General features: G+C 72.2%; 21 protein-coding genes and 1 pseudogene. 10 read left to right on the top strand and 12 right to left on the bottom strand.

From position 1 onward, the window contains the following. Nucleotides 1-20: 20 nt before the first annotated feature. The 6 genes and pseudogenes from AB0C20_RS12985 to AB0C20_RS12960 all read right to left on the bottom strand — a co-directional run bounded on the left by AB0C20_RS12985 (nt 21) and on the right by AB0C20_RS12960 (nt 8,144). Complete coding sequence (locus AB0C20_RS12985) at nt 21-1,109, bottom strand: uroporphyrinogen-III synthase (RefSeq protein WP_238667554.1); 1,089 nt, start codon at nt 1,107-1,109, stop codon at nt 21-23. Further along, nucleotides 1,109-1,456, bottom strand: a complete 348-nt coding sequence (gene nirD / locus AB0C20_RS12980; RefSeq protein WP_357568009.1) for a nitrite reductase small subunit NirD — start codon at nt 1,454-1,456, stop codon at nt 1,109-1,111. The genes AB0C20_RS12985 and nirD overlap by 1 nt, the downstream gene beginning before the upstream one ends. After that, nucleotides 1,453-3,990 (bottom strand): nitrite reductase large subunit NirB, encoded by a 2,538-nt coding sequence (nirB, locus tag AB0C20_RS12975; RefSeq protein ID WP_357189418.1) that lies wholly within the window; start codon nt 3,988-3,990, stop codon nt 1,453-1,455. The genes nirD and nirB overlap by 4 nt, the downstream gene beginning before the upstream one ends. Next, nucleotides 3,987-5,426 (bottom strand): FAD-dependent oxidoreductase, encoded by a 1,440-nt coding sequence (locus tag AB0C20_RS12970; RefSeq protein WP_266304416.1) that lies wholly within the window; start codon nt 5,424-5,426, stop codon nt 3,987-3,989. Before AB0C20_RS12970 ends, nirB begins: the two co-directional genes overlap by 4 nt. Continuing rightward, a complete protein-coding gene (locus tag AB0C20_RS12965; RefSeq protein WP_357568007.1) occupies nt 5,423-7,597 on the bottom strand; it encodes a molybdopterin oxidoreductase family protein in 2,175 nt (724 codons plus the stop codon). Before AB0C20_RS12965 ends, AB0C20_RS12970 begins: the two co-directional genes overlap by 4 nt. A gap of 218 nt (nt 7,598-7,815) precedes the next feature. Next, a pseudogene (locus AB0C20_RS12960) lies at nt 7,816-8,144 on the bottom strand (hypothetical protein). 397 nt (nt 8,145-8,541) lie between these two features. On the opposite strand from AB0C20_RS12960, the gene AB0C20_RS12955 reads away from it, so the two are divergent. The 7 genes from AB0C20_RS12955 (at nt 8,542) to glmM (ending at nt 14,041) form a co-directional block, all read left to right on the top strand. Further along, a complete protein-coding gene (locus AB0C20_RS12955) occupies nt 8,542-9,237 on the top strand; it encodes a methyltransferase domain-containing protein (protein WP_357189425.1) in 696 nt (231 codons plus the stop codon). 89 nt (nt 9,238-9,326) lie between these two features. Next, nucleotides 9,327-9,584, top strand: coding sequence for a DUF6364 family protein (locus tag AB0C20_RS12950; protein ID WP_091403518.1), 258 nt, complete (start codon nt 9,327-9,329; stop codon nt 9,582-9,584). Further along, nucleotides 9,574-9,867: a hypothetical protein gene (locus tag AB0C20_RS12945; protein WP_091402325.1), complete on the top strand. Its 294-nt coding sequence runs from the start codon at nt 9,574-9,576 to the stop codon at nt 9,865-9,867. The genes AB0C20_RS12950 and AB0C20_RS12945 overlap by 11 nt, the downstream gene beginning before the upstream one ends. Before the next feature lie 164 nt (nt 9,868-10,031). Beyond that, a complete protein-coding gene (locus AB0C20_RS12940; protein WP_357189427.1) occupies nt 10,032-11,414 on the top strand; it encodes a nitrate/nitrite transporter in 1,383 nt (460 codons plus the stop codon). Between the two features lie 209 nt (nt 11,415-11,623). After that, nucleotides 11,624-12,067 carry a 50S ribosomal protein L13 gene (gene rplM / locus AB0C20_RS12935; RefSeq protein ID WP_053653864.1) on the top strand — a complete coding sequence of 148 codons (444 nt, stop codon included), beginning with the start codon at nt 11,624-11,626 and terminating at the stop codon, nt 12,065-12,067. A gap of 20 nt (nt 12,068-12,087) precedes the next feature. Then, on the top strand, nt 12,088-12,570 hold the full coding sequence (gene rpsI, locus AB0C20_RS12930; protein ID WP_238687804.1) for a 30S ribosomal protein S9: 483 nt from the start codon (nt 12,088-12,090) through the stop codon (nt 12,568-12,570). Nucleotides 12,571-12,685: 115 nt separating this feature from the next. Continuing rightward, the gene (glmM, locus tag AB0C20_RS12925; protein ID WP_091402319.1) at nt 12,686-14,041 is read left to right on the top strand and encodes a phosphoglucosamine mutase; all 1,356 of its coding nucleotides are present in this window, start codon (nt 12,686-12,688) and stop codon (nt 14,039-14,041) included. A gap of 18 nt (nt 14,042-14,059) precedes the next feature. Here the strand turns inward: glmM and AB0C20_RS12920 are convergent, their stop codons facing one another. Both AB0C20_RS12920 and AB0C20_RS12915 read right to left on the bottom strand, forming a co-directional pair. Continuing rightward, nucleotides 14,060-14,806: an ABC transporter ATP-binding protein gene (locus AB0C20_RS12920; protein WP_357189430.1), complete on the bottom strand. Its 747-nt coding sequence runs from the start codon at nt 14,804-14,806 to the stop codon at nt 14,060-14,062. A 5-nt stretch (nt 14,807-14,811) separates the two neighbouring features. Next, complete coding sequence (locus tag AB0C20_RS12915; protein WP_357568006.1) at nt 14,812-17,637, bottom strand: ABC transporter permease; 2,826 nt, start codon at nt 17,635-17,637, stop codon at nt 14,812-14,814. Between the two features lie 73 nt (nt 17,638-17,710). Between AB0C20_RS12915 and AB0C20_RS12910 the strand changes: the two genes are divergently transcribed. Beyond that, a complete protein-coding gene (locus AB0C20_RS12910) occupies nt 17,711-18,343 on the top strand; it encodes a PadR family transcriptional regulator (protein ID WP_357189434.1) in 633 nt (210 codons plus the stop codon). Here AB0C20_RS12910 and AB0C20_RS12905 read toward each other — a convergent pair. Together AB0C20_RS12905 and AB0C20_RS12900 are read right to left on the bottom strand one after the other, a co-directional pair. Further along, nucleotides 18,309-19,466, bottom strand: coding sequence for a pyridoxal phosphate-dependent aminotransferase (locus tag AB0C20_RS12905; RefSeq protein ID WP_357189477.1), 1,158 nt, complete (start codon nt 19,464-19,466; stop codon nt 18,309-18,311). The two genes, AB0C20_RS12910 and AB0C20_RS12905, sit on opposite strands and share 35 nt — an antisense overlap. A 79-nt stretch (nt 19,467-19,545) precedes the next feature. Beyond that, complete coding sequence (locus AB0C20_RS12900; protein WP_357189436.1) at nt 19,546-20,190, bottom strand: MmpS family transport accessory protein; 645 nt, start codon at nt 20,188-20,190, stop codon at nt 19,546-19,548. A 560-nt stretch (nt 20,191-20,750) separates the two neighbouring features. On the opposite strand from AB0C20_RS12900, the gene glmS reads away from it, so the two are divergent. Next, nucleotides 20,751-22,664, top strand: a complete 1,914-nt coding sequence (gene glmS, locus AB0C20_RS12895; RefSeq protein WP_357189438.1) for a glutamine--fructose-6-phosphate transaminase (isomerizing) — start codon at nt 20,751-20,753, stop codon at nt 22,662-22,664. A 3-nt stretch (nt 22,665-22,667) separates the two neighbouring features. Here glmS and AB0C20_RS12890 read toward each other — a convergent pair whose 3' ends face one another. Further along, a complete protein-coding gene (locus AB0C20_RS12890; RefSeq protein ID WP_357189440.1) occupies nt 22,668-24,260 on the bottom strand; it encodes an alpha/beta hydrolase in 1,593 nt (530 codons plus the stop codon). Then, nucleotides 24,257-24,553, bottom strand: a complete 297-nt coding sequence (locus AB0C20_RS12885) for a hypothetical protein (protein ID WP_357189442.1) — start codon at nt 24,551-24,553, stop codon at nt 24,257-24,259. Before AB0C20_RS12885 ends, AB0C20_RS12890 begins: the two co-directional genes overlap by 4 nt. On the opposite strand from AB0C20_RS12885, the gene AB0C20_RS12880 reads away from it, so the two are divergent. Continuing rightward, entirely contained in the window at nt 24,552-24,695 is a 144-nt protein-coding gene (locus tag AB0C20_RS12880; RefSeq protein WP_357189444.1) for a hypothetical protein, read from the top strand. The genes AB0C20_RS12885 and AB0C20_RS12880 overlap by 2 nt on opposite strands. Nucleotides 24,696-24,724: the final 29 nt, after the last annotated feature.

The raw sequence follows: 24,724 nt of genomic DNA, 5'->3' as shown, positions 1-24,724 counted from the left end.
GACGGCCGGCCGTGACGCGTTCAGTCGACCCGGAGCCGATAGCCGCGCTTCACAACGGTCTGCACCACGCGGGGCGCGCGCAGGCCGGCCCGTAGCCGGGCGACTGCCATCTCCACTGCGTGCTCGTCCGCGCCCCGGGGCAGCGTCCTCAGCAACGCCGTGCGGGACAGCACCCGACCCGGGGTCTGGGCCAGCGCCCGCAGCACCGCCATCGGCGCGGGCGCGAGTGGCCGCAATTCGCCGTCGATCACCGCGGCGTGCCCGCGCAACGTGAGCAGGTGCCCGCCGGCCTTGAACGTCACGGTCCGGCGGGGCAGCTCGTCGACGATGGTCCGCACCAGCGCGCCCAACCGGGCCCGACCGGGCGCGCTCACCGGCACCCCGTGCCGCAACAGCGGCTCGGCGGTCACCGCCCCGACGCAGCTGGCCAGCACGTCGCTGCGCAACGCGGACAGCACCGCGTCGGTGCGGTCGCCAGCGGCCCGTAGCAACGCCTCGGCAGCCGGTGCCGAGGTGAACGTCACCGCGTCCACCAGCCGACCGGCGATCAGGTCGATCAGCCGGTGCAGCGGCGCCGGATCGGTCGGCGGCGCCCAGCGGTAGACCGGCACCTCGATGACAGTGGCGCCCGCCGCCTCCAGCGCGAGCGTGCACTCGGGCTGCCGCTCGCCGTGCAACTGCATGGCGATGACCTGCCCGGCCACGCCGCGCCGGCGCAGGTGGTCGACCACCTCGTCGCAGCTCTCCGAGGCGGGCGACCACTGGTCGTGTAGCCCGGCCGCCCGGATCGCGCCGCGTGCCTTCGGGCCGCGCGCCACCACGTACGAGCTGGCCAGCACGGAGCGCAGCGGCTCGGCCAGCCCCCAGCCCTCGGCCGCCTCCAACCAGCCGCGCATGCCGATGCCGGTGTTGGCCATCAGGATGTCCGGCGGCTGGTCGAGGCAGGCGCGGGTCGCCTCGCGCAGCTCGGTGTCGTCGGACAGCGGCACGATCCGCAGCGCCGGGGCGAGCACCACCCGGGCGCCCCGTCGTTCGAGCAGCGCGGCCAACTCGTCGCGCCGCCGGTCGGCGGTCACCCCGATGGTGAAGCCCGCCAGTTCTTCCCGCATCAACCCTCCTGTCGCAGCCGCACCTCGACCAGCCCGTTGCGGCAACGTGCGTCGTGGCGGGCCACAGCCACCTCGGGCAGGTCGAGGCAGTGCCCGCTGCGCAGGTCGTACACCTGCTTGTGCAGCGGTGACGCGACAGTCGGTACTCCGCCACGGCTGCCGACGATGCCCCGGGACAGCACGTACGCCCCGGAGACCGGGTCGCGGTTGTCGATCGCGAACAGCTCGTCGGCGGTCCGGAAGAGCGCGATCTGCACCCCGTCGACCAGGGCGGCGACGCCCCGGTCCGGTTCCAACCGGTCGAGCAGGCAGACGGTGGTCCAGGTCAGCGCGAGGGTCTGAGTCATCGCCGTACCTCCGGTAGGCCGAGGGTGACCGGTTGCCGACGGTGACCGTTCGTCGGCTCGGATCCGGTCGGGGACTGGTCGCGTACGGGGACCGGCTGGCCGCGTTCCCGGGTGAAGGTGATCGACGGGTCCGGCACGTCGGGAGCGTTGACGAAGGAGGTGTAGCGGCGCAGCCGATCCGGGTCGTCCAGGACGTCGCGCCACTCGTCGGAGTACGACGACACGTGCTGGGCCATGGCCGCGTCGAGGTCGTCACAGAGCCCCAACGAGTCGTCCACGATCACCGAGCGCAGGCGGTCCAGGCCACCGTCCATCGCTTCGATCCAGCCGGCAGTGCGTTGCAGCCGGTCGGCGGTGCGGATGTAATACATTAAGAATCTGTCGATTAGTCGAATCAGAGTTTCTGTCGACAAATCAGTGGCGAACAGGTCGGCGTGCCGGGGCCGGAAACCACCGTTGCCGCCGACGTAGAGATTCCAGCCGGTCTCGGTGGCGATGATGCCGAAGTCCTTGCTGCGCGCCTCCGCGCACTCCCGCGCGCATCCGGAGACCGCCGACTTGAGCTTGTGCGGAGCACGCAACCCGCGATAGCGCAGCTCCAGCGCGACGGCCAGCCCCACCGAGTCCTGCACCCCGTACCGGCACCAGGTCTCGCCCACGCACGACTTCACAGTGCGCAGCGCCTTGCCGTACGCGTGCCCGGACTCGAAGCCGGCGTCGACCAGCCGCCGCCAGATCTGCGGAAGCTGCTCCACCCGCGCCCCGAACAGGTCGATGCGCTGCCCACCGGTGATCTTCGTGTAGAGCTGGAAGTCCCGGGCGACCTCGCCGATCACGATCAGCTTCTCCGGGGTGATCTCGCCGCCCGGGATCCGGGGCACCACCGAGTAGCTGCCGTCGCGTTGCAGGTTGGCCAGGAAGTGGTCGTTGGTGTCCTGCAACGACGCCTGCTCACCGTCGAGCACGTGCCCGCTGCCCAGCGAGGCGAGAATCGACGCGACCACCGGCTTGCAGATGTCGCAGCCACGGCCCCGACCGTGCTCGGCGACCAGCCGGGAGAAGGTGCGGATGCCGCGGACACGGACGATCTCGAACAGCTCCCGCCTGCTGACGTCGAAGTGCTCGCAGAGCGCGCTGGACTGCGCCACCCCGGCCGCGTCCAGGAGCTGCTTCAGCATCGGCACGCAGGAGCCGCAGCTCGTGCCGGCCCGGGTGCACGCCTTCAACGCCGGCACGTCGGCGCAACCGTCGGCGATGGCGGCGTCCACGTCGCCCCGGGTCACCGCGTTGCAGGAGCAGACCTGAGCGGCGGCGGGCAGCGCCCCGGCGTCCGCGCCGCCGCCGTCGGGGGCGAGCAGCGCCAGCGGCGCGGCCGGCAGCGGGCCGCCCACACTGGCCCGCAACGTCGGGTACGCGCTGGCGTCACCCACCAGCACCCCGCCGAGCAGGGTGTGCGCGTCGTCGGAGAGAACCAGCTTCGCGTAGACGCGGGTGGCCGGGTCGGTGAACGTGACGTCCAGGCAGCCCTCGGTCGTGCCGTGGGCGTCGCCGAACGAGGCCACGTCGACGCCGAGCAGCTTGAGTTTGGTGGCGGTGTCCGCGCCCGGGAAGGTCGCCGCGCCGCCGACCAGCCGGTCGGCCACCACCTCGGCCGTCGCGTACCCCGGCGCGACCAGACCGTGACAGGTGCCGTCGACCGCCGCGCACTCTCCGACGGCCCAGATCCGCTCGTCGGCGGTGCGGCAGGTCGCGTCGACGAGCACCCCGCCGCGCGGGCCCAGCGGCAGACCGGCGTCCCGGGCCAACTGGTCCCGGGGCCGGATGCCGGCGGCCACCACCACCAGCTCGGCGTCGAGGGCGGTGCCGTCGGAGAGTTCCAGGGCCGCGACGCCGCCGTCCGGGCCCTGACGGATCGCTGTGGTCGCCACCCCGAGATGGGTCCGTACGCCCAACTCGTCGACGTAGCGGCGGAGCATCGCGCCGCCGGCCTGGTCCACCTGCACCGGCATCAGCCGGGGCGCGAACTCGACCACGTCGGTGCTCAGGCCGAGCAGTCGCAGGGCATTGGCGGCCTCCAGACCGAGCAGCCCACCACCGATCACCGCGCCGACCCGCCGGCCCCGCGCGTACGCCCGGATCGCCGCCAGGTCGTCCAGGGTCCGGTACACGAAGACCCCGGGCAGCTCCGTGCCGGCCACCGGTGGCACGAACGCGTACGACCCGGTGGCGAGCACCAGCGCGTCGTAGCGGTATTCGCCGACGGCGGTGGTAACCACCTGTCGGTCCCGGTCGACGGCGGTTGCCGGCTCGCCGAGTCGCAGCCGCACCCCGTCGTGCGGGGTGTGCAGGTTGAGTTCGCTCTCACCGACCCCGTCGAAGTACGCCGAGAGCCGCACCCTGTCGTACGCCGGGCGCACCTCCTCGGCCAGCACCGTCACCCGCCAGGTGCCCTGTGGGTCACGGGCGCGCAGCGCGTCCACGAAACGCTGCCCGACCATGCCGTTGCCGATGACGACCAGTTCGCCGCCGCTCATCGCGTCACCTCCACCGATTCCGCCTGGCTCAGCCAGTCGACGATGCCGCTCACCGCGTCCCGGCATCCGCCGCACCCGGTGCCGGCCCGCGTCGCGGCCACCACCGCATCGACAGTCCGGGCGCCGGAGCGCCAGCTTCTGACCAGTGCGCCCTTGCTCACCGTGTTGCACTGACAGACCGTGGCCGCGTCCGGCATCAGCGCCGGTGAGGCGGCCGGGGTAGCGCCGGCCGCGCCGAGTGCCCTGCCGAGCAGCAGCGCCCGGCGGTCACTCGGCACCGGCTGACCACGGTCGAAGAGTTGAATCACAGTGCCGACGGCCGGGTTGTCGCCGAGCAGGATCGCGCCGATCAGCCGCTCGTCCCGGATCCGCAGCCGGGCGTAGGTGCCCCGGGTCGGGTCGGCGAAGGTCAACTCCTCGTCCGGCCCGCCACTGGCCGCGTCACCCATCGAGGCCAGGTCGATCCCGGCGGCCTTCAGCCGGGTCACCACCGGGCGGGGCCGGTAGCGGGCCAGGGGGTCCGTCCCGGTCAGCACGTCAGCGAGCACCTGGGCCTGGGCCCAGGCGGGCGCGACCAGCCCGGTGAGCACGCCGTCGTGCTCGGCGCAGTCGCCGATCGCCGAGATGGACCGGTCGCTGGTGCGCAGCCGGTCGTCCACCACCACGCCGCGCCGCACGGTCAGGCCGGCGGCCTGCGCGAGGGCGGTGTCCGGGCGTACGCCGCAGGAGAGCACCAGCAGGTCGGCGCGGAGCGACCGGCCGTCGGCCAGGTCGAGGCGGACACCGCTGGCGTCCGCTGCCACGCCTGTCGCCGACACCCCCAGTTGGACGCTGACGCCGAAACCGGCGAGCGTGCCCGCGAGCACCGCGCCGGCGGTCGGGTCCAGTTGCCGTTCCATCAGGTGCTCTCTCGGGTGCACCACAGTGGTGGTCAGCCCCCGGGTGGCCAGCCCTCGGGCGGCTTCCAGGCCGAGCAACCCGCCGCCGAGCACCAGCGCGCTGCGGGCGCCGTCCGCCGCGGCGAGGATCCGCCGGCAGTCGTCCAGGGTCCGGAAGGGGACCACCCGCTCCGGCAGGTTCGCCGGGTCGAGGCCGGGCAGTGGTGGCACCACCGCACGGGCGCCGGTGGCGAGCACCAGATGGTCGTACCCGATCCGCTCGCCGTCGTCGGTGCGGACCTCCCGGGCGGACCTGTCGACGGCCGTCACCGGTACGCCGCTGCGCAGGTCGACGCCGTGCCCGGCGGCTTCGGTCAGCTCCACGTCCGGCTCGTCGATCCGGCCGGCAAGCAGGGTGGAGAGCAGGATCCGGTTGTACGCGCGATGCGGCTCGGCCCCGAGCACAGTGACCTTCCGGTCTCCCTCCCGGGCGTGCAGCTCAGCGGCGAGGCGCGCGCCCGCCATCCCGTTGCCGACGATGACCACCCGGGCGGTCATGCCTTCTCCACCCGTACCGCGCAGATCTTGAACTCGGGCATCCCGGAGATCGGGTCGACCGCGTCGTTCGTCACCGAGTTGGCGCGTCCCGCCCCCGCGTAGTGGAACGGGGCGAACACGGTGTCGGGTCGGATCCCGGCGCTGAGGCGGGCCGGAGCGGAGAACTCACCTCGGCGCGAGGTGACCCGCACCGGGTCGCCGTCGTCGATGTCCAGCCGGGCGGCCAGGTCGGGGTGCAGTTCGACGAACGCCTCCGGGGCGGCGCGCCGCAGCGCGGCCACCCGTCGGGTCTGGGTGCCCGACTGGTACTGCGCCAGCACCCGACCGGTCGTGAAATGCAGCGGGTACGTGGCGCAGACCTCCTCGGCGGCCGGCCGATGGTCGACGCTGTGGAAGCGCGCCCGGCCGTCCGGTGTGGCGAACCGGTCAGCGAAGAGTCGGGGCGTGTCCGGCCCGTCCTCGGTCGGGCAGGGCCAGTAGACCCCGTCGTCGGCGTCGATCCGGTCCCAGCTGATGCCGGCGTAGTCGGCGGCCCCACCGGCGGAGGCGCGGCGCAGCTCGGCGAAGACGGCGGCCGGGTCGGCCGGGAACCGAGCCGCCGCGACGGCGGCCGGTCGCACACTGGCCGGGTCGGCGTCGGCCGGGTTGGCGTCCGGCGATTCCGCCTCGGCCAGCCGTGTCGCCAGGTCGGAGATGATGGCGAGGTCGGTCCGGACGCCCGGCGGGGGCGGTCGTAGCGCGCGTCGGCGCAGCACCCGACCTTCCAGGTTGGTCATGGTGCCGTCCTCCTCGGCCCACTGCGCGGTCGGCAGCACGATGTCGGCCAGCGCGGCCGTCTCGGAGAGCAGGAGGTCCGCGACGACCAGCAGGTCGAGGTCGCGCAGTCGGCCCTCGATCCGGGCCGCCCGGGGTGCCGAGACCACCGGGTTCGACCCGAACACCAGCAACGCGCGCGGGCCACCCGGGGTGCCGAGCGAGTCGAGCAGCTTGTAGGCGGGGACTCCCGGGCCGGGCAGTTCGTCGGCCGGCACGCCCCAGACCCCTGCCACGTGCTCCCGGGCCGCCGGGTCGTCGATCCGCCGGTAGCCGGGCAACTGGTCGGCCTTCTGCCCGTGCTCCCGCCCGCCCTGGCCGTTGCCCTGGCCGGTGAGGCAGCCGTACCCCGAACCGTCGCGGCCGGGCAGACCGAGGGCCAGAGCGAGATTGACGTACGCGGTGACGGTGTCCACCCCCTTGGCGTGCTGCTCGGCGCCGCGCGCGGTCAGGATGATCACGCGACCACCGGTGCCCAGCGCTCGGGCGGTCGCCTCCAGGTCGGCCACCGGCACGCCGGAGAGCTGTTCCGCGCGGGCCGGCCACCAGGCGGCGACGCCTCGGCGGACCGCGTCGAATCCGGTGGTGCGGTCAGCCACGTAGGCCCGGTCGACCCAACCCTCGGTGAGGGCGATGTGCAGCAGCGCGTTTGCCACCGCGAGGTCGGTGCCGGGCAGCGGTTGCAGGTGCAGGTCGGCCTGGCGGGCGGTGGCGGTGACCCGGGGGTCGATGACGATCAGTTTCCCGCCGCCCCGGCGCTGCTCGGTGAGCCAGCGCACCAGCGGCGGCATGGTCTCCGCCGGGTTCGCCCCGACCAGCAGCAGGGTGTCGGCCCGGCCCAGGTCGGCGAGGGGGAACGGCAGCCCACGGTCGATGCCGAAGGCGCGCATCCCGGCGGCTGCCGCCGAGGACATGCAGAACCGTCCGTTGTAGTCGATGTGCCTGGTACGCAGCCCGATCCGGGCGAACTTCCCCAACGCGTACGCCTTCTCGTTGGTCAGGCCACCACCGCCGAAGACGGCGACCGCGTCCCGGCCGGCGTCGCCCTGAACGGCGCGGATGCCGGCGACCACCCGGTCGAGCGCGGTGTCCCAGCTCGCCGGGTGCAGTTCACCGGTGGCCGGGTCGCGCACCAGCGGAGTGGTCAGCCGTTCCGGGTGGTCGAGCAGTTCGGCAGCGGTCCAACCCTTCTGGCAGAGCCCGCCCCGGTTGGTGGGGAACTGGCGCGGGTGGACCGTCACACCGGCGTCGTCCGCGCGCAGCGTCATCCCGCACTGCAGTGCGCAGTACGGGCAGTGCGTCGCCACTTCCCGGGGCGTCAGCCTCGGCGGAGTCGCCGACCGTGCACCGTCTGTCATGTCGGGAAAGCGTGCCGCCGAGCGGTTTCCGGTCCGGGTCCCTTCTGTTTCGGTCCTGTCAAGTGGGGCTCACACCGCACAGGAGCAGCGGGTGTGACGGGTGGGTGACGGCGGCCGCCTCGGACGGACGCCCGCCCAGCGCGGCCATAGCGGACCTCATCCCGCGGGGAGCGGTCAGAGCAGGTCAGCGCAGGTCGGCGTGGTGTGAGGGCGGCGGGTCACCCGACTCTCACCGGACTGCGCTTGACGGGAACGCGGGTGGTTGGGAAACGGGCCGCCGGGCGGGCGTGTTCGGCCAGATCAGGCCCGCGGGCATCACGAACAGGGACCGGCGGGCGACCGCATCGCCATTCGCGGCCAGCTCGTGACCGTCAATGCACAGCCACCCGCCGTACGTCGGCCAGTCGAGAACGCGAATCACGTGGACGAAGATCGGGCGCAGGAACTGCACACTCGCGGGGCGGGTCAGGTGCAAGACGTCGCCCGTGTGCGGCTTTCGCGGTGTGGGCTTCGGCTCGGGTCTCCGATCGGACGGCTGGTCCGTCAGTGCTCGTCAGTCGAGATCTTGGACAGTTTCCGTTCTGACGTAACGGAAACTGTCCAAGATCTGAGCAGGTCGAAGGCGGCCCCGCCACGAACGCGTTAGCCGCGTTCCGTGAGATCTACCGGCCGCGCCGTCTGATCCCCCGGGAAGCACCCCCCGAAGCCTCTCCCCCCGCGCTTCCCGCGCACCGCCCTCTCCTGCGGCGATCTTGCATTTTCTGTGGCGGCATAAAGGATGAGTGCGACGAAACGACGACCGGAAGTGCAAGATCGGCGGCGGTCTCGATGACCACTGGCCCTTGAGTCGCACCGGGGGGCTTTGGAGCTGAATCTTTGACGACATCAGCGCTGTTCGCTGGCTTATAATGTGGGAAAGTTTTCTCAATAAGTGGGAGGCTGCGATGAGTGTGACGGACGTTTTCGACGCGGTTGCCGGCACCTACGACGAGGCGCGCAGGCGGCTGATCCCGTGCTTCGACGCCTTCTACGGCACCGCCGTCCAGGTGGCAGCGCCGCCGTTGCGGGCCGCGCTCGCTGCCGGGCGTACCCCGGAGGTGTTGGATCTGGGCGCCGGCACCGGCCTGCTCTCGCTGCTTCTGTCCGCCGCGGTGCCCGGAGTCCGGCTGACCCTGGTGGACGGAGCGCCGGCGATGCTCGCCCGCGCCACCGACCAGTTGGACGCGCGGTCCGTGCCGCACCGGACGGTCCACGCCGATCTCGCCGACGAACTGCCGCCGGGCCGGTACGACGCGGTGGTCAGCGCGCTGGCGATCCACCACCTGGACGACGCCGGCAAGCGCGCGCTCTACCGGCGGGCCGCCGCCGCGCTGGTACCGGGCGGGGTGTTCGTCAACGCCGAGCAGGTCGCCGGCCCGACCCCGGAGCTGGACCGGCGCTACGACGAGGTGTGGCTGGAGCGGATCACCGAACTGGGCGCGTCCCCCGACGAGATCGCGGCTTCCCAGGAGCGGATGCGCCACGACCGCCCGGCCACGGTGGCCGACCAGTGCCGGTGGCTCGCCGAGGCGGGCCTTGCCGACGTCGACTGCTACTTCAAGGAGTGGCGCTTCGCGGTGTTCGGCGGCCGGGCCGGGTAGGCCCGACGGAATGTGCGTTTCGCCGCCCGGGGGCGAGCCGCCGAGCGGAGGGATGACTGTTGGTCACACCGCTGGGTAATCTGCTCGGCATGACTGCCAAGGTGACTCTCTCGTTCACGGACGAGACGATCGAGGAGGCGCGGCGGTTCGCCAAGCGTGAGGGGCTGTCGCTCTCCGCGTGGATGGACCAGGCCGCCCGGGAGAAGGCGCTGCGCGAGGTCTTCACCGCCCACGCCGCCGCCGTGGGCCGCGCCAGCCTGGATCTTGAGTCTGCCGCGCTCGCCGACGCCCGCGAGGTGGGCATGGTCAACGACCTGTTCTCCGGCGGACGGCCGCGTGCTGCGTAGGGGTGAGATCTGGCGCATCGAGGGCGCCCGAGAACGCCTCGGCCTCGTGATCAGCTCGGACGTCTACAACTCCACCGACGTGCCCATCGTGATAGTGGTCGAGGTGGTCGAGGAGTCGCTCCTGCGGGACTCGCCGCTCGCCGTGTCGATGGGCCGGTACGTGGTGATGCCCGACCGGATCTCCTCGCCCATGAAGAAGTGGTTCACCGCGTGCGTGGACGTCGCCGACACCGACACCATGCTCCGGGTGGGCCGCGCGCTGCGCATCCTCCAGCAGCTCTGATCGCGCGCGAAGGCAGCTCCGATCGCGCCGCCCCGGTGGCGTGCTCACCATCGCCGCCGGCCCGTGGTGCGGCAGCCGTTTCCGGCCCGACCCGCGACGGGCACTGCCAGGTAACCGGGTGTTCCTAGCGTTTCCCCTCGTCACATCGACGAGGAGGAGCCGCCGTGAGCACGCTCACCAGCACCGTAGTCACCGCCGAGCCGCCTGCCGTCACCGGTCGCCGGCAACCGCTGCGCGACTGGCGCCCCGAGGACCCGGACTTCTGGCAGGCCACCGGCGCGCCGATCGCCCGACGCAACCTCTGGGTCTCGATCTTCGCGGAGCACGTCGGTTTCTCGGTGTGGAGTCTCTGGTCGGTCACAGTGCTCTTCCTCGGCCCCGCGTACGGCATCGATCCGGCCGGGAAGTTCCTGCTCACCGCCGTGCCGGCCGCCCTGGGCGCGGTGCTGCGGCTGCCGTACACGCTGGCGGTGGCCCGCTTCGGTGGACGACGCTGGACGATCATCAGCGCGCTGCTGTTGCTGGTGCCCGCGGTCCCGATGACGGTACTGCTGGAACCCGGGGTGTCCTACACCACCCTGATGGTGCTCGCCTGCCTCACCGGGGTCGGCGGCGGCAACTTCGCCTCCTCGATGGCGAACATCAACCTGTTCTACCCACAGCGGCTCAAGGGACGGGCGCTCGGGCTCAACGCCGGTGGCGGCAATCTGGGCGTACCGGCCGTGCAGCTTGTCGGCCTGGCGGTCCTCGCCACCGCGGGTGCCGCGTACCCCCGGTTGGTGCCGGCGGTCTACCTGCCGCTGATCGTGTTGGCCGCGCTGGCCGCGGCCCGCTGGTTGGACACCGTGCCGGGGGCGCGCAACGAGCCGGGCGCGTTGCGGGAGGCGGCCCGCGATCCGCACACCTGGGTGATGTCGCTGCTCTACATCGGCACCTTCGGCTCGTTCATCGGCTTCGGTTTCGCCTTCGGCCAGGTGCTCCAGCTCCAGTTCGCCGAGCGGTTCCCCACCCCCGTCGACGCCGCCTGGTTGACCTTCCTGGGTCCGCTGGTCGGCTCGCTGATCCGGCCCCTGGGCGGGCACCTCGCCGACCGGCTGGGCGGGGCACGGGTGACCTTCTGGAACTTCGTGGCGATGGCGGCCGGCGCGAGCACGGTGCTGTACGCGGCCCGGGAGCGCTCGTTCGGGCTCTACCTCGCGGGGTTCCTCGCCCTCTTCGTCTTCTCCGGCGTCGGAAACGGCTCCACGTACAAGATGATCCCGGCGATCTTCCGAGCCCGGTCGGCGGACGCGGTGGCCACCGGTCAGCGTGATCCGGAGGCCGCCGCGCGGTGGGCGCGACGGATGACCGGCGCGTTGATCGGCATCGCCGGTGCGATCGGCGCCTTCGGCGGGGTGCTGGTCAACATCGCCTTCCGCCAGTCGTTCCTCAGCTCGGGCAACGCCGACGCCGCCTACCTGGCGTTCATCGGCTGGTACGCGTTGTGTTTCGCGGTCACCTGGGTGGTCTACCGCCGTCCGAGGGCCGGTCGACTCGCCAACGTGTGAGCTGAGACACCCTCGGCGCGTCGCCGCGCGGGACCCCACCCCCGTTTTGACCTGCGGACGGGGCGCCGGGTATCGTTGCCTGCTGTTGTACGACATCCAGAGGCGTGCCCCTTCAGGTACGCTTGGTCGTTCGTGCGCGCTGGTCCGGCCTGCTAGATCTGGTCACCTCGGCGCGCGACCCCAGACCGACGACGAGACAAGGTAGACCTGTGCGTACGTACAGCCCGAAGCCGGGTGAGATCGAGCGTCAGTGGCACGTCATCGACGCCTCTGATGTCGTGCTGGGCCGCCTGGCCACCCACGCCGCCACGTTGCTGCGTGGTAAGCACAAGCCGACTTTCGCGCCGCACGTCGACACGGGCGACTTTGTCGTCATCGTGAACGCGGGCAAGGTTGCGTTGACCGGCAACAAGCGCCAGACCAAGGTCGCTTACCGCCACTCCGGTTACCCGGGTGGTCTGAAGCAGATCGGTTACGACGAGCTGCTGACCAAGCGTCCCGAGCGGGCCATCGAGCTGGCTGTGAAGGGGATGCTCCCGCACAACAAGCTCGGCCGTCAGCTCATCAAGAAGCTGAAGGTCTACGCCGGTGCCGAGCACCCGCACCTCGCGCAGCAGCCGGTGCCGTTCGAGATCAAGCAGATCGCGCAGTGAGCGCGGGCGAAGGAAGCAGCATGACCGACATCATCGAGACCGAGGTCGCCCCGGAAGCCACGGAGGCCCCCGAGGCCACCGAGGCGCCGGCGCCCGTTGCCCGCGCGCCTCGTGGTGACCGGCCGATCCAGACCGTGGGCCGCCGCAAGGAGGCCATTGTCCGGGTTCGCCTCGTCCCGGGCACCGGCAAGATCACCTGCAACGGCCAGGACCTCGAGGCGTACTTCCCGAGCAAGGTGCACCAGCAGCTCATCAAGGACCCGCTGGTCACCGCCGAGAAGCCCGAGCAGTTCGACGTCATCGCCAACCTGCGTGGCGGCGGCACCACCGGCCAGGCCGGTGCGCTCCGGCTGGGCATCGCCCGTGCGCTGATCATCAACGAGCCGGACGACCGCCCGGCCCTGAAGAAGGCCGGCTTCCTCACCCGTGACGCCCGGGTCAAGGAGAGCAAGAAGTACGGCCTCAAGAAGGCCCGTAAGGCTCCTCAGTACTCGAAGCGCTGATCTTTTCCAGCGCGTTGTACTTCTGACGGACGGCCGGTCCGCCTCCCCCTCGGGGAGGCGGGTCGGCCGTTCCGCTTTCTCCTCACTGGCAGTGCTCTTTCGGAGGTTGGCGGGTATGGGTCGGTTGTTCGGCACGGACGGCGTACGCGGGCGGGCAAACGCGGATCTCACCCCGGAATTGGCGCTGGCGCTCGCGGTGGCCGCCGCGCACACACTCGCCGAGACGGACCGCAGTCATCCGCCGCTCGCCGTCGTCGGTCGCGACACCCGCGCCAGCGGCGAGATGCTGGAGGCCGCCGTGGTCGCCGGGCTGACCAGTGCCGGCGCCAACGTGGTTCGGGTCGGCGTGCTGCCCACGCCGGCGGTGGCGTTCCTCACCGCGGAGGCCAAGGCCGACCTGGGTGTGATGCTCTCCGCGTCGCACAACCCGATGCCGGACAACGGCATCAAGCTCTTCGCCGCCGGTGGGCACAAGTTGCCCGACGAGATCGAGATGCAGATCGAGGCGGCCGTCGAGACGAACGCCACCACTGCCTGGGACCGGCCGATCGGTGCCGGCGTCGGCCGGGTGCACGACCTGCTCGACGGTGCCGACCACTACGTCCAGCACCTGGTGGGCACCGTTCCGCACCGGCTCGACGGGATCAAGGTAGTGGTCGACTGCGCCAACGGCGCCGCCGCCGAGGTCGCCCCCGTCGCCTACCGGGAGGCCGGCGCGGAGGTCATCGCCATCCACGCGGAGCCCGACGGGCTGAACATCAACGACGACTGTGGCTCCAACCACATCGAGGCGCTGCGCGCCGCAGTGGTCGAGCACGGCGCCCACCTGGGCATCGCCCACGACGGCGACGCCGACCGCTGCCTGGCGGTCACCGCCGACGGCGACGAGGTGGACGGCGACCAGGTCATGGCGATCCTCGCGCTGGCCATGCGGGACGCCGGCACGCTCACCCAGGACACCCTGGTGGCCACCGTGATGAGCAACCTCGGGCTTCGACTCGCGATGTCCGCGCAGGGCATCCGCCTGATCGAGACCAAGGTCGGCGACCGGTACGTGCTGGAGGAGCTGCGCGCCTCCGGGCTGGCGCTCGGCGGTGAGCAGAGCGGCCACATCGTGATGCCCGCGCACGCCACCACCGGCGACGGGGTGCTCACCGGCCTGCACCTGATGGCTCGGATGGCGGCCACCGGCCAGTCCCTCGCCGAGTTGGCCTCGGTGGTCACCAAGCTGCCCCAGGTGCTGATCAACGTGCCGGTCGGCGACCGGACCGTCGGCGCCGCCGCACCCGCAGTACGCGCCGAGGTCGAGCGGGCCGAGGCGGAGTTGGGGGAGACCGGCCGGGTGCTACTGCGCCCGTCGGGCACCGAACCGCTGGTCCGGGTGATGGTCGAAGCGGCCACCGAGGCGACCGCCCGTGAGGTCGCCGAGCGGATCGCCGAGCTGGTCCGCACCGCGAGCCCGGTCGCCTGAGACCTCCTCGGGGCGGCGTCACAACCGCAGTCGAGCCGCCCGCTCGTACGTGTCGGCGGGGTCCTCGCCGTCGGTGAGGTCGAGGTCCTCGGTGACGCGTCCGTCGGTCAGTCGGACCAGTCGGTCGCAGCGGGCAGCGATGGCCTGTTCGTGTGTGGCGAGCAGGATGGTCATGCCGTGCCGTTCACGGAGGTCGAGCAGTAGGTCGAGGATCTGCCCGCCGGTGGTGGAGTCGAGGTTGCCGGTGGGCTCGTCGGCCAGCAGCAGGCCCGGCGCCCCCATCAGGGCGCGGGCGATGGCGACCCGTTGCTGCTGGCCACCGGAGAGCTGCGCGGGCAGGGCGCGTTCGCGCCCGGCCAGGCCGACCGCGTCGAGCAACTCGCGGGCTCGGGTCGCGTGATCGGCCCGGCCCCGGCGAGGGAGGACCGGCGCGATCACGTTGTCCAGCACGGTGAGTGCGGGCAGCAGGTGGTAGCGCTGGAACACGAAGCCGACCCGTTGCCGATAGCGGGCCAGTGCGGCCCGACGCAGGTCGCTGACCACCACGTCGTCGACTGTCACTTTGCCCTCGTCGGCCTGCTCGATCGCGCCGATGAGATGCAGCAGCGTCGACTTGCCCGACCCGCTCGGCCCGGTCAACGCCACCACGGTGCCAGCCGCGACGGTCAGGGACACGTCGTCGACAGCTGTCAGCTGGTCCGCCCCGGTGCCGAATCGTCGTGTCAGGTGGTCGACCGAGATCGCGCTGCCGATCTGATCGCTCATGACTGTTACTCCTCTGCCAGAAGTCGGGCGGGTCGTAGGCGCGGCAACAGGGCGGCGGGCACCAGCGCGGCGACGGCGCTGACCAACGCGCCCGCCAGCGCGACCAGCACGGCCACCAGGAGCAGCGCGCCGGGAAGGGCGCCGATCAGCCAACCCGCGCTGGCCAGGCCGACTGCCGCGCCGGTCGTCGAACCGACGAGCCCCAGCGTCAGCCCCTCGTAGCCGACCAGCCGGCCGAGTTCGGCGTCGGTCCAGCCGATCGCCCGCAGGGTCGCCAACTCGGCGGCCCGGTCGCGGATGTTCAGGTAGAGCACGTCCGCCACCGCGGCGGCACCGAGCAGCACGGTCGCCGCGGCGGCCACGGTGTCCGCGCCGCGCACGCTCAGCGAGACCACGTCACCGAGCAGGCTGCCGACGATCGCGCCCCGGAACGCCCACGCGGCGGCGGTGACAAGCGTCAGCGCGGCCACCCCGATGGCCAGCGCGCCGGCGCCGAGGAACGTGCGCCCGGGGGTACGGGCCAGATTCACCAGCGCCAACCCGAAGAGGGTGCGTGGCCGGCGTACCCAGCCGGCGGGAGCGACGATCGGCCGGAGGGCGGCGGCCGGGTGGGTGCGCGCGGCCCGCAGCGCCGGCACCAGGCCCGCGGCCACCGCGAGCAGCAGGGCGATGGGTACGGCCAGGGCGGATCGCCGCCAGTCGACGTCGATGCCGAGTGCGATTCCGAGCGGAACCGCGAGGGTCAGCGACAGCAACCCCGCGATGAGCCCCAGCAGGGCCACCTCGCCCAGGATCAGCGCCGCGATGCGGCGGACCGGCCAACCGAGACAGGAGAGAACCGCCAGCTCGGAGCGTCGGTCCCGGACGGCGGCGCTGACCGCGTTGCCGAGGAACAGCACGCACACCACCAGCACCAGTACGAAGAGCACCAGGCTCTTACGGTCCACCGCCTGGGTGATGACCGAGGCCACACCAAGCGCGGACCAGTTCTCGGTCAGCCGCAGCATCGGCCGGCCGAACGAGCCGGCGGGCAGCTCCACTGTCTGCGGCGCCCCCGACGAGCCGAGGGTGATGTCGACGTCCAACCCGGTACGTGCCGCGATCTGCTCGGCGACCAGTCGGACCCGCTCGGCCGATCGCTCGCTGTAGCCGCCCACGTCGGCCACCCGTACCCGGACAGCGCTGATCGGAGCCTTGGCCTGTGGCCCGCCGCCACCCTCCAGGATCTTCGGCACGCTGCCGAGGTTGGTGAGGAGCAGCGGCGGCGCGGACAGGTAGCCGGCGGGATTGCCGCTGGGCGCCAGCGGTTGACCACCCAGCGCCGCCCGGCTGCGGCCGTCGGCACCCTGTGCCGTCGGCGCCTGGTAGGTCTCCAGCGGCAGTTGGCCGAGATCACTGAACCCGGCCAGCCGGTCCGGGTCGAAGACACCGACGGCCCGCCAGAAACGATTGGCGCTGTTCGCGCCCACCGGTAGCGGCAGCGCCCGTATCGATCGGGAACCGGTGTCGTCGGCGAGCCAGGGTCGGGGCAGCGGGTTGATCGCCTCCAACTTGCCGTACACCTCGGGGTTGCCGGGTGGTTGCTGGCGGGCCCGCAGGCTGCCGTCTGGTAGCGGGTCGTACTGCACCTCGGCCGACTGCACGACCGTCTGAAGTTGACCGTGGCAGCACCCGCCCAGGGAAAGCTCCTCGGTGAGCATCGCCTGGTGCCCGGCGCTGAGGTCGTGCCGACCGGACCCGGCGGGAGTCCCTCCAGGGCGGCTCAACGTCTCCTCCAAGTCGATCGCCTCCACCCCGGCGGGGCTGATCGCGAGCCGGGTGAACCTGGCCGCCAGCGACTCGTCGATGAAGGGTCGGTTGGTGACGAGGACCGGGACCTCGTGGTTGTCCCCTGAGCCCCGGCGGTTGACGGCGACAGTGTCGTCGGTGCGAACGGCTCGACCGGTGACCACTGCGTCGTCGAGTCCGACGAGTTGGTCCTCGGCCGCCGGGTCCACAGCGGCCAGGAGGAACGGCACGGTCAGGTCGTACGCCATCACCAGCCGGTCGGTGGGTGTAGCGGAGCCGTCCCGGTCGGTCGCGAGGATGTAGGAGTCGGCTTGGAACCGGCCATCGGGCAGCAGTTGGACGGCGTGCAGGGACCAGTCCTCGCGCTCGGAGTAGGTGCCCGGGTTGCCGAGCAACGCGTATCCGGGATCGCAGATGGGCAGGCTGCGCCCGTCCGGCTGTACCTCGCGGGGGGTCGGCCCGCAGGTGTCCGACCAGGAGTAGGACCGCCCATCGGAGTACGGCACCGTGTCACCGTCGATTCCCCTGTTGATCCGGGGGTAGATCAACGGCTTTGTGGTCACGTACACGTACCGGGGTTTGCCCGGTGCGCTGGAGAGACCGCGTTCGGCGTGGAAAGTCGGGTCGACCCGGATGACCTGCTGCTCCAGCGAGCGGTCGACGGCGTCGGTGAGGTCGATCGGCGTCGGCAGCAGCGTGGTGGAATAGCCGAGCATCGCGATCGGGGCCGCCACCTCGATGCCGGGGACCGCGGTCACCTGCTCGTACTGCTCGGTGGTGATGCCCCCGAAGAGCCCGGAGAGATAGTTGGGGCGGACGAGCCCGCGCTCGGCCTCCAGCGGGGTGCGGGTCCCCTTCGGGCGGACCAGGATCTCGTAGGCGACCTGGGTGTTGCGCTCGACGGTGCCGGTGACGTCCAGGTGGGAGGTGGTGGTGGCGCCGGTCAGGACCACGAAGCCGGTGGTAGCCACCAGCACGCCGACCAGCAGCGCCACCGACCGTCCCGCACGGCCGCGCAGCTGTCTCCAGATGAAGCCGAGCATCGCGCCTCCCCGTGTGCTGTCCCCCACTCTGCGCGATACATTGTGACAATGCAAGACCCGTACCGGAGGTGACATGGCGATCCAGCACGCTGTTCTCGCCCTGCTCGCTGGTGGCCCCAGCCACGGCTACCAGCTCAAGGGCGCGTTCGAAGCAGCCGTCGGCCCGCAGTGGGGGCCGCTGAACATCGGCCACCTGTACCAGATCCTCGATCGGCTCTCCCGGGACGAGCTGGTCGTCGCCGAACGGCAGCCGCAGCCGATCAAGCCGGACCGGGTGGTCTACGAGATCACCCCGGCCGGCCGCGCGGAGTTGGCACGGTGGCTGGCCGAGCCGAGCCCGCGCAGCGGCGGATTCCGGGACGACTTCTTCCTCAAGGTCACCGCCGCCGCCCGGTCCGGCTCCGCGACCACGGTTCGCGCGGTGCTGAGCAACCAGCGTGGGCACCTGCTGCGCGAGCTGCGCAATCTGGACGGCCTACGGAGGGCCGCCGAGGACCCGGTGGTCGGGTTGCTGCTCACCGCGGCCAGCCGGCACGTGACGGCGGACCTGTCGTTCGTGGACGACGCCGAGTCGGTGCTGCTCGGTGACGAGGGCCAACTGCTCACCCGACTCGCGACGTCGACAGCGGATCAGTCGGCGACCGACCCGGGATCGACCGGCTCCGGGCGGGTCAGCGGCCCAGGCCCAGAGCGTGCAGCCGGCTGACCGCCTCGGTCAGCACCTCCGGGCGCTTGCAGAAGGCGAACCTGACCAGCCGCCGGCCCGCGTCGACGTCGTCGTAGAAGACCTGGGTGGGCACCGCCACCACACCGCAGCGCTCCGGCAACGAGCGGCAGAACTCCACCCCGTCCCGGCCGCCGAGGGCGGTGATGTCGGCGGTCACGAAGTACGTCCCCTCCGAGTCGAGCACCTCGAACCCGGCGTCGGTCAGACCACCGACGAGCTGGTCACGCCGCTGCTGGAGACTGTCCCGGAAGCCGGTGTAGTAGTCGCCCGGCAGGGCCAGCGCCACGGCCACCGCCGGTTGCAGCGGCGCGGCGTTGACATAGGTGAGGAACTGCTTCACCCGGAGCACCGCCGAGACCAGCGCCGCCGGGCCGCTCGCCCAGCCGACCTTCCACCCCGTGCAGGAGAACGTCTTGCCGGCCGACGAGATGCGCAGAGTCCGCTCCCACATGCCGGGCAGGCTGGCCAGCGGCACGTGCGGGCTCGCCGCGTCGGTGAAGACCAGGTGCTCGTACACCTCGTCGGTGACCGCGTACGCGCCGAACTCCTGGCACAACTCGGCGACCTGCGCCAACTCGGCCGGGGTGAAGACCTTGCCGGTCGGATTGTGCGGCGAGTTCAGCAGCACCAGCCGGGTGCGCGGGCCGAACGCCGCACGCAGCGCCGCCGGGTCGAAGGCGTACCGGCCGTCGGCCGAGGGGCGCAGCGTCACCGGCCGGCGGACCGCGCCGGCCAACGCGATCGAGGCGGCGTACGAGTCGTAGTACGGCTCGAAGCAGACCACCTCGTCGCCCGGTTCGCAGAGAGCGAGGATGCTCGCCGCGACCGCCTCGGTAGCGCCCGCCGTGATCACGATCTCGCTGTCCGGGTCGTACCCCAGGTCGTAGAACCGCCGCTGATGCGCCGCGACGGCCGCGCGCAGGGCGGGGATCCCCGGGCCGGGCGGGTACTGGTTCTGCCCGTTGCGCAGCGCCTCGGCGGCGGCGGCCAGCATCTCCGGCGGACCGTCGGTGTCGGGAAACCCCTGCCCGAGGTTGACCGCGCCGGTCCGTACGGCGAGTGCGGACATCTCGGCGAAGATCGTCGTGCCGAACGGCCGCATCCGGGCCACCAGCGGGTCGACATCGGTGCTCGTCGTCACCTGCGCCAGCCTACGGGCACCCACCGCCTGAACCCCAGCCTCACTGGGGCCGACAACTGGTCGACCAGTACCCCCGGGTCTTGTCGACGACCGGCTTGCCGACGCCGGTGACGGTGACTGTGCAGTCGAGTGGTCTCTCGCCCTCATCGTCGGCCCATCTGGCCTCCACCATCACCCTGGTCTTGCCGTTGGTGCGAATGGTGGTACGCCAGGGCAGCTTCTGGCCGTCGACGTGCATCAGATCGCTCTCGGCGTCGTAGTACGCGATGTCCGCCGTACCCGAGCCGGTGACCTCGTAGACCACTGTCACGGGTGCCGGTCCTGAGGTCGGTCGGGTGATCGGTTTCTTGCTGGGGGTGGGAGACGCGGTGGGCGGCTGCGGCGCTGTTGGTCGCTCCGGGATGATCGGCCCAGTGGTGGGCTCCGTCCAGCCGTCGTCGTCGGGGACGACCCATGGCTCCTCGGCGGTCGGGTCCGGGTTGGTCGAGCCGAGCCACAGGCCACCCACGCAGAGGCAGCCACACACGAGTAGGACGAGTGCCACGACGGCCGCGACGACGATCCCGATAATCCGCCCGCTGCTCGTGGCCGGCTTGCCGGGAACCTGCGGATACCCGGGGTAGGCGTACGGCGGCGGATAGCCGGGCGGCGGCCAGCCAGCGGCCGACGGCTGCCGGTCGGGCATGGGCCACCCCGCTGGCGGTGGCGATCCGGCCGACGGCGGGCCTGAGGCGTCGGGCGACCACGGAGGCGTCTGCGGGTCGGGCGTCCACGGCGTCGCGGACGGTTGTGGCGTCCACTGGGTGGCGGGCGGAGACGGCGTCCACGGCGCGGCCGGCGGGGCGGGTGCCCAGGGGGCCTGCGGTGCCCACGGCTGACCCGGCGCCAGCGGGTCGGGGGCCGGAAACGGAGCCGAGGACGGCGGCGCCGTCGGATCCGGCGGGGGTACGGGGGAGGCCGGGTCCGGAGCGGATGAGGGAGTCGGGTCGGGCGGAGGCGCGTCGGACATGGCTGCTCCGGGCGGGAGTGGGTATGGGACGAACGGGCCGTGGACGGGAGCGCCAAACCCGCCGAGAGACTGTCGCACCCGAAGGCGTGTCGCAACCCCGCGCTGCGGAGCGGGCGCGAGCGGCCTGTGACGCTCGTCCCGTTGCGGCCGCGTAGGCACTGATCGCTCAGATTCCGTGATTGATAACCCGACTTTCGAGCAACCAACATGAGTGAAACTGGGTTAGGCTGCGGGCCATGTGTGGAATCGTGGGATACGCGGGCGCGCGCCCCGCACTCGGCATCGTCCTCGACGGGCTGCGGCGGCTGGAATACCGTGGCTACGACTCGGCAGGCGTCGCGATCGTCTGTGACGATCGGCTGCTGACCGAGAAGAAGGCCGGCAAGCTGGCCAACCTGGAGAAGGTGCTGTCCGAGCGGGCCGCCGACGACCCGACCTCCTGCGCGGCCAGCCCGATCGGCATCGGTGACGGCACCACCGGCATCGGGCACACCCGGTGGGCCACCCACGGCGGCCCGACCGACCGCAACGCCCACCCACACGTCGCCCCCGACGGGCGGGTCGCGGTGATCCACAACGGCATCATCGAGAACTTCGCCAAGCTCCGCGCCGAGCTGGAGGCCGACGGCGTCCAGTTCACCAGCGACACCGACACCGAGTGCGCCGCGCACCTGCTCGCCGCCGCGCTGGCCGACCTGCGCGCCGCCGGCCAGCCGGACAGCCCGCAACTGCTCGCCGCCGGCATGCGCGTGGTCTGCCAGCGACTGGAGGGCGCGTTCACACTGCTCGCGGTGGACGCCGCAGTGCCCGGTGCCGTCGTCGGCGCCCGGCGCAACTCGCCGCTGGTGGTCGGCCGGGGCGACGGGGAAAACTACCTGGCCAGCGACGTGGCCGCGTTCATCGAGCACACCCGGGAAGCGGTCGAGCTGGGCCAGGACCAGATCGTGCTGATCACCGGCGACAGCATCGAGATCACCGACTTCGATGGCCAGCCCGCCTCCGGCAAGGACTTCCACATCGACTGGGACTCCTCGGCCGCGGAGAAGGGCGGCTACGACTGGTTCATGCTCAAGGAGATCGAGGAGCAGCCGCAGGCCATCGCCGACACGCTGCTGGGCCGGCTCACCGAGAGCGGCGAGATCGCCCTCGACGAGGTCCGCCTCAGCGACCAGGATCTGCGCGACGTCGACAAGATCTTCATCGTGGCCTGCGGCACGGCTTACCACGCCGGCATGGTCGCCAAGTACGCCATCGAGCACTGGACCCGGATCCCGTGCGAGGTGGAGCTGGCCAGCGAGTTCCGCTACCGCGACCCGGTGCTCGACCGGTCCACGCTGATCGTGGTCATCTCGCAGTCCGGCGAAACTATGGACACCCTGATGGCGCTGCGCCACGCCAAGGAGCAAAAGGCCCGGGTGCTGGCGATCTGCAACACCAACGGATCGACCATCCCCCGCGAGTCCGACGCCGTGCTCTACACCCACGGTGGGCCGGAGATCGCCGTCGCCTCCACCAAGGCGTTCCTCACCCAGGTCGTCGCCTGCTACCTGATCGGCCTGCACCTGGCCCAGGTGCGCGGCATCAAGTTCGCCGACGAGGTGGGCGCTGTTGTCGCTCAGTTGCAGGAGATTCCCGGCAAGCTGCGTGAGCTGCTCAACCGGATCGAGCCCGTCCGCGAGCTGGCCCGGGAGCTGAAGTCCGAGCCGACAGTGCTGTTCATCGGCCGGCACGTCGGCTACCCGGTGGCCCTGGAGGGCGCGCTGAAGCTCAAGGAGTTGGCGTACATGCACGCCGAGGGCTTCGCCGCCGGCGAGCTGAAGCACGGCCCGATCGCCCTGATCGACAAGGGCACCCCGGTCATCTGCGTGGTGCCCTCGCCGGTGGGCCGGGGCATGTTGCACGACAAGGTCGTCTCCAACATCCAGGAGGTCCGGGCTCGGGGCGCGCGGACCATCGTGATCGCGGAGGAGGGCGACGAGGCAGTCGTCCGGTACGCCGACCACCTGATCTACGTGCCGCGTACGCCCACCCTGCTGGCCCCGCTCGTCACCACGGTGCCGTTGCAGGTGCTCGCCGCCGAGATCGCCGCCGCCCGGGGGCACGACGTGGACCAGCCCCGCAACCTGGCCAAGTCGGTCACCGTCGAGTAAGCCTCAGCGGCCCAGCACGACCCGGGCCATCCCGTCCAGCGCGGGATTGCCCGGGTCCCAGTAACCGGTGTGCCCGCCTCGCCCACTGCCGAAGACCCGACCGCCGAACCCGGGATCCGACGGGTCGTGCCCGAACCACAGTTCGTGCCCGGTCTGGCCCGGCCAACCCAGCACGGCGGCCAGCGGGGCCGTACGCAGCAGGGCCCGTCGGCCCAGCTCCTCCGGTGACCGGGCCGCCCGGATCACGTCGTCGGAGGCGCTGCTCGCCCAGACCTCCCCGGGTGGCACGCCCAGCTCGGTGGCGTGCGACGCGCCGACACCGGGGGAGCCGACGAAGACCAGCGCGTCGGCGGCCAGGCCGTGTTCCCGGGCGGCCACACCCACCACCAGCGAGCCGTAGCTGTGCCCGAGCACCGTCTGCCGGGCCGGCGGCCCGTCGTGGCTGACGCGCAGCCCCTCCTGGAAGCGGTGCAACGCCGGGCCGGCGTCCCGGGCCTGACCCGCCGAGGCGGCCTCGGTCAGCAGATCCGGAGCGTCGTAGTCCAACCAGAGCACTGCCGCGCTGCGCTCATCCGGGGCGAGAGCGGCGCACCGCTCCAGCACCCGGGCCGCCCTGCCCAGCTCGCCGGAGGCGTCGTCCAGGCCGGCGGTCATCCCCGGCACGTAGGTCAGCACCCGGTCGGCGTGGTCCGGGTCGCCGAGCGCCACCACCGCCCGGCCCTCACCCGCCGGATCCAACCCGAGTAGGTACGCCCGCGGCACCTCACCGGCCGTCAGCCGCCCGATCAGCGCGTCCAGACCGGCCAGCCGTCCAGTCACCCCGCGCAACCGGATCACCGCGAGCGGCCCCGGCGGCACCCGCGACAGCAGCCGTCGCCGCTCGGCCAGCAACTCCGCACGCCAGGCGTCGAGCAGTAGCCGGTTGGCCTGGTCGCGGGCGGCCACCGGCAGCCCGTCCAACCGGCCGACCACTGCCGGCTCGCGAACGATCAGCCACCGTCGCTGCGCCGGGGTCAACCCGGACCACCAGGCGCCGACCAGCGCGGGCGCGGCACCGAGGGCCGGTCGGCCCGGCGGGGGCGGGGACGCCCAACCGGTGCGGGCGGCCCTCGCCAGGTCATCCAACCGATCGGCGGCGACGCGGTCCGCGGCGGCTGCCCCGTCGAGCGCGGCACGCAGGGCCGCGGCCACTCCCGCCGCCGCGACCCCGGCCCGCTCGCTGGGCCGAAACCGGGCGGGATCGACACGCACCCCACCCGAGCGGTCCACCAGCAGGCCGGCAGCCTCGGCCTGGGCGACCGCCTGGGCGAGTCGCGCCTTCGCCACCGCCAGCCCACCGGCCAACTCGGCCAGCACCTGGTCGACCTCGATCAGCGCGGGTGCGATCGAGGCCAGCTCGTCCCGCAGACCGCTGAGTCGAGTGTCCGCCGCCGTCGCTGCCGCACCCGACCAACCGTCCCGCAACCGCCCACCTGCCGTGCGCAGCCCGCCGAGGCGCCGATCGAGTGGCCCGGCCAACCCCGCCCACGCCGCCCCGGCGGCCCGCCACCCACCGGGATCGACAGCCCACAGCTGTCGGTAGCCGACGCTGCTCACCGGGGTAGGGAGGCGAACCGGCCGGCGGCCCTGTCGTCCACCGTCTCGTACGCCTCGGCCGCTGCCCGGACCCCGCCGGAGGTCACCGCGACCCGGGCACCCAGCCGACAGAACCAGGCGTGTCCGGCCGCCTCCAACCCGGCCAGCGCCGCGCCGGCCCGCCACTCGGGCGCCGCCACCACCAGCCCGGGCAACCCCGCGAGGCCCAACGCCAACCGGCGCGCCTCGTCGTCGAGCAGGACGGCGACCGCCCGCAATTCCTCCGGCTGGACGGCGAACGGCTCGTCGGTCATGACCACACCCCCGTGGACGATCGGCATCGACGCGCTGACGCTAGGCACGTACCGGAGGCCGCGCCGTGCCCTGTGGACAGCCGACGTCGAGGCGTACCCCGGGGTGTCCACAGGCGTTGCCCAGCGCGAGCCCGACGGCTAATCTGCGGCCTCGACCGCCGGTAGGGTGGT

The sequence above is a fragment of the Micromonospora sp. NPDC048843 genome, assembly GCF_040649965.1.
In the GTDB taxonomy this organism is placed as follows: Bacteria; Actinomycetota; Actinomycetes; order Mycobacteriales; family Micromonosporaceae; genus Micromonospora; species Micromonospora hortensis.
This window is presented reverse-complemented; position numbering and strand designations above follow the sequence as displayed.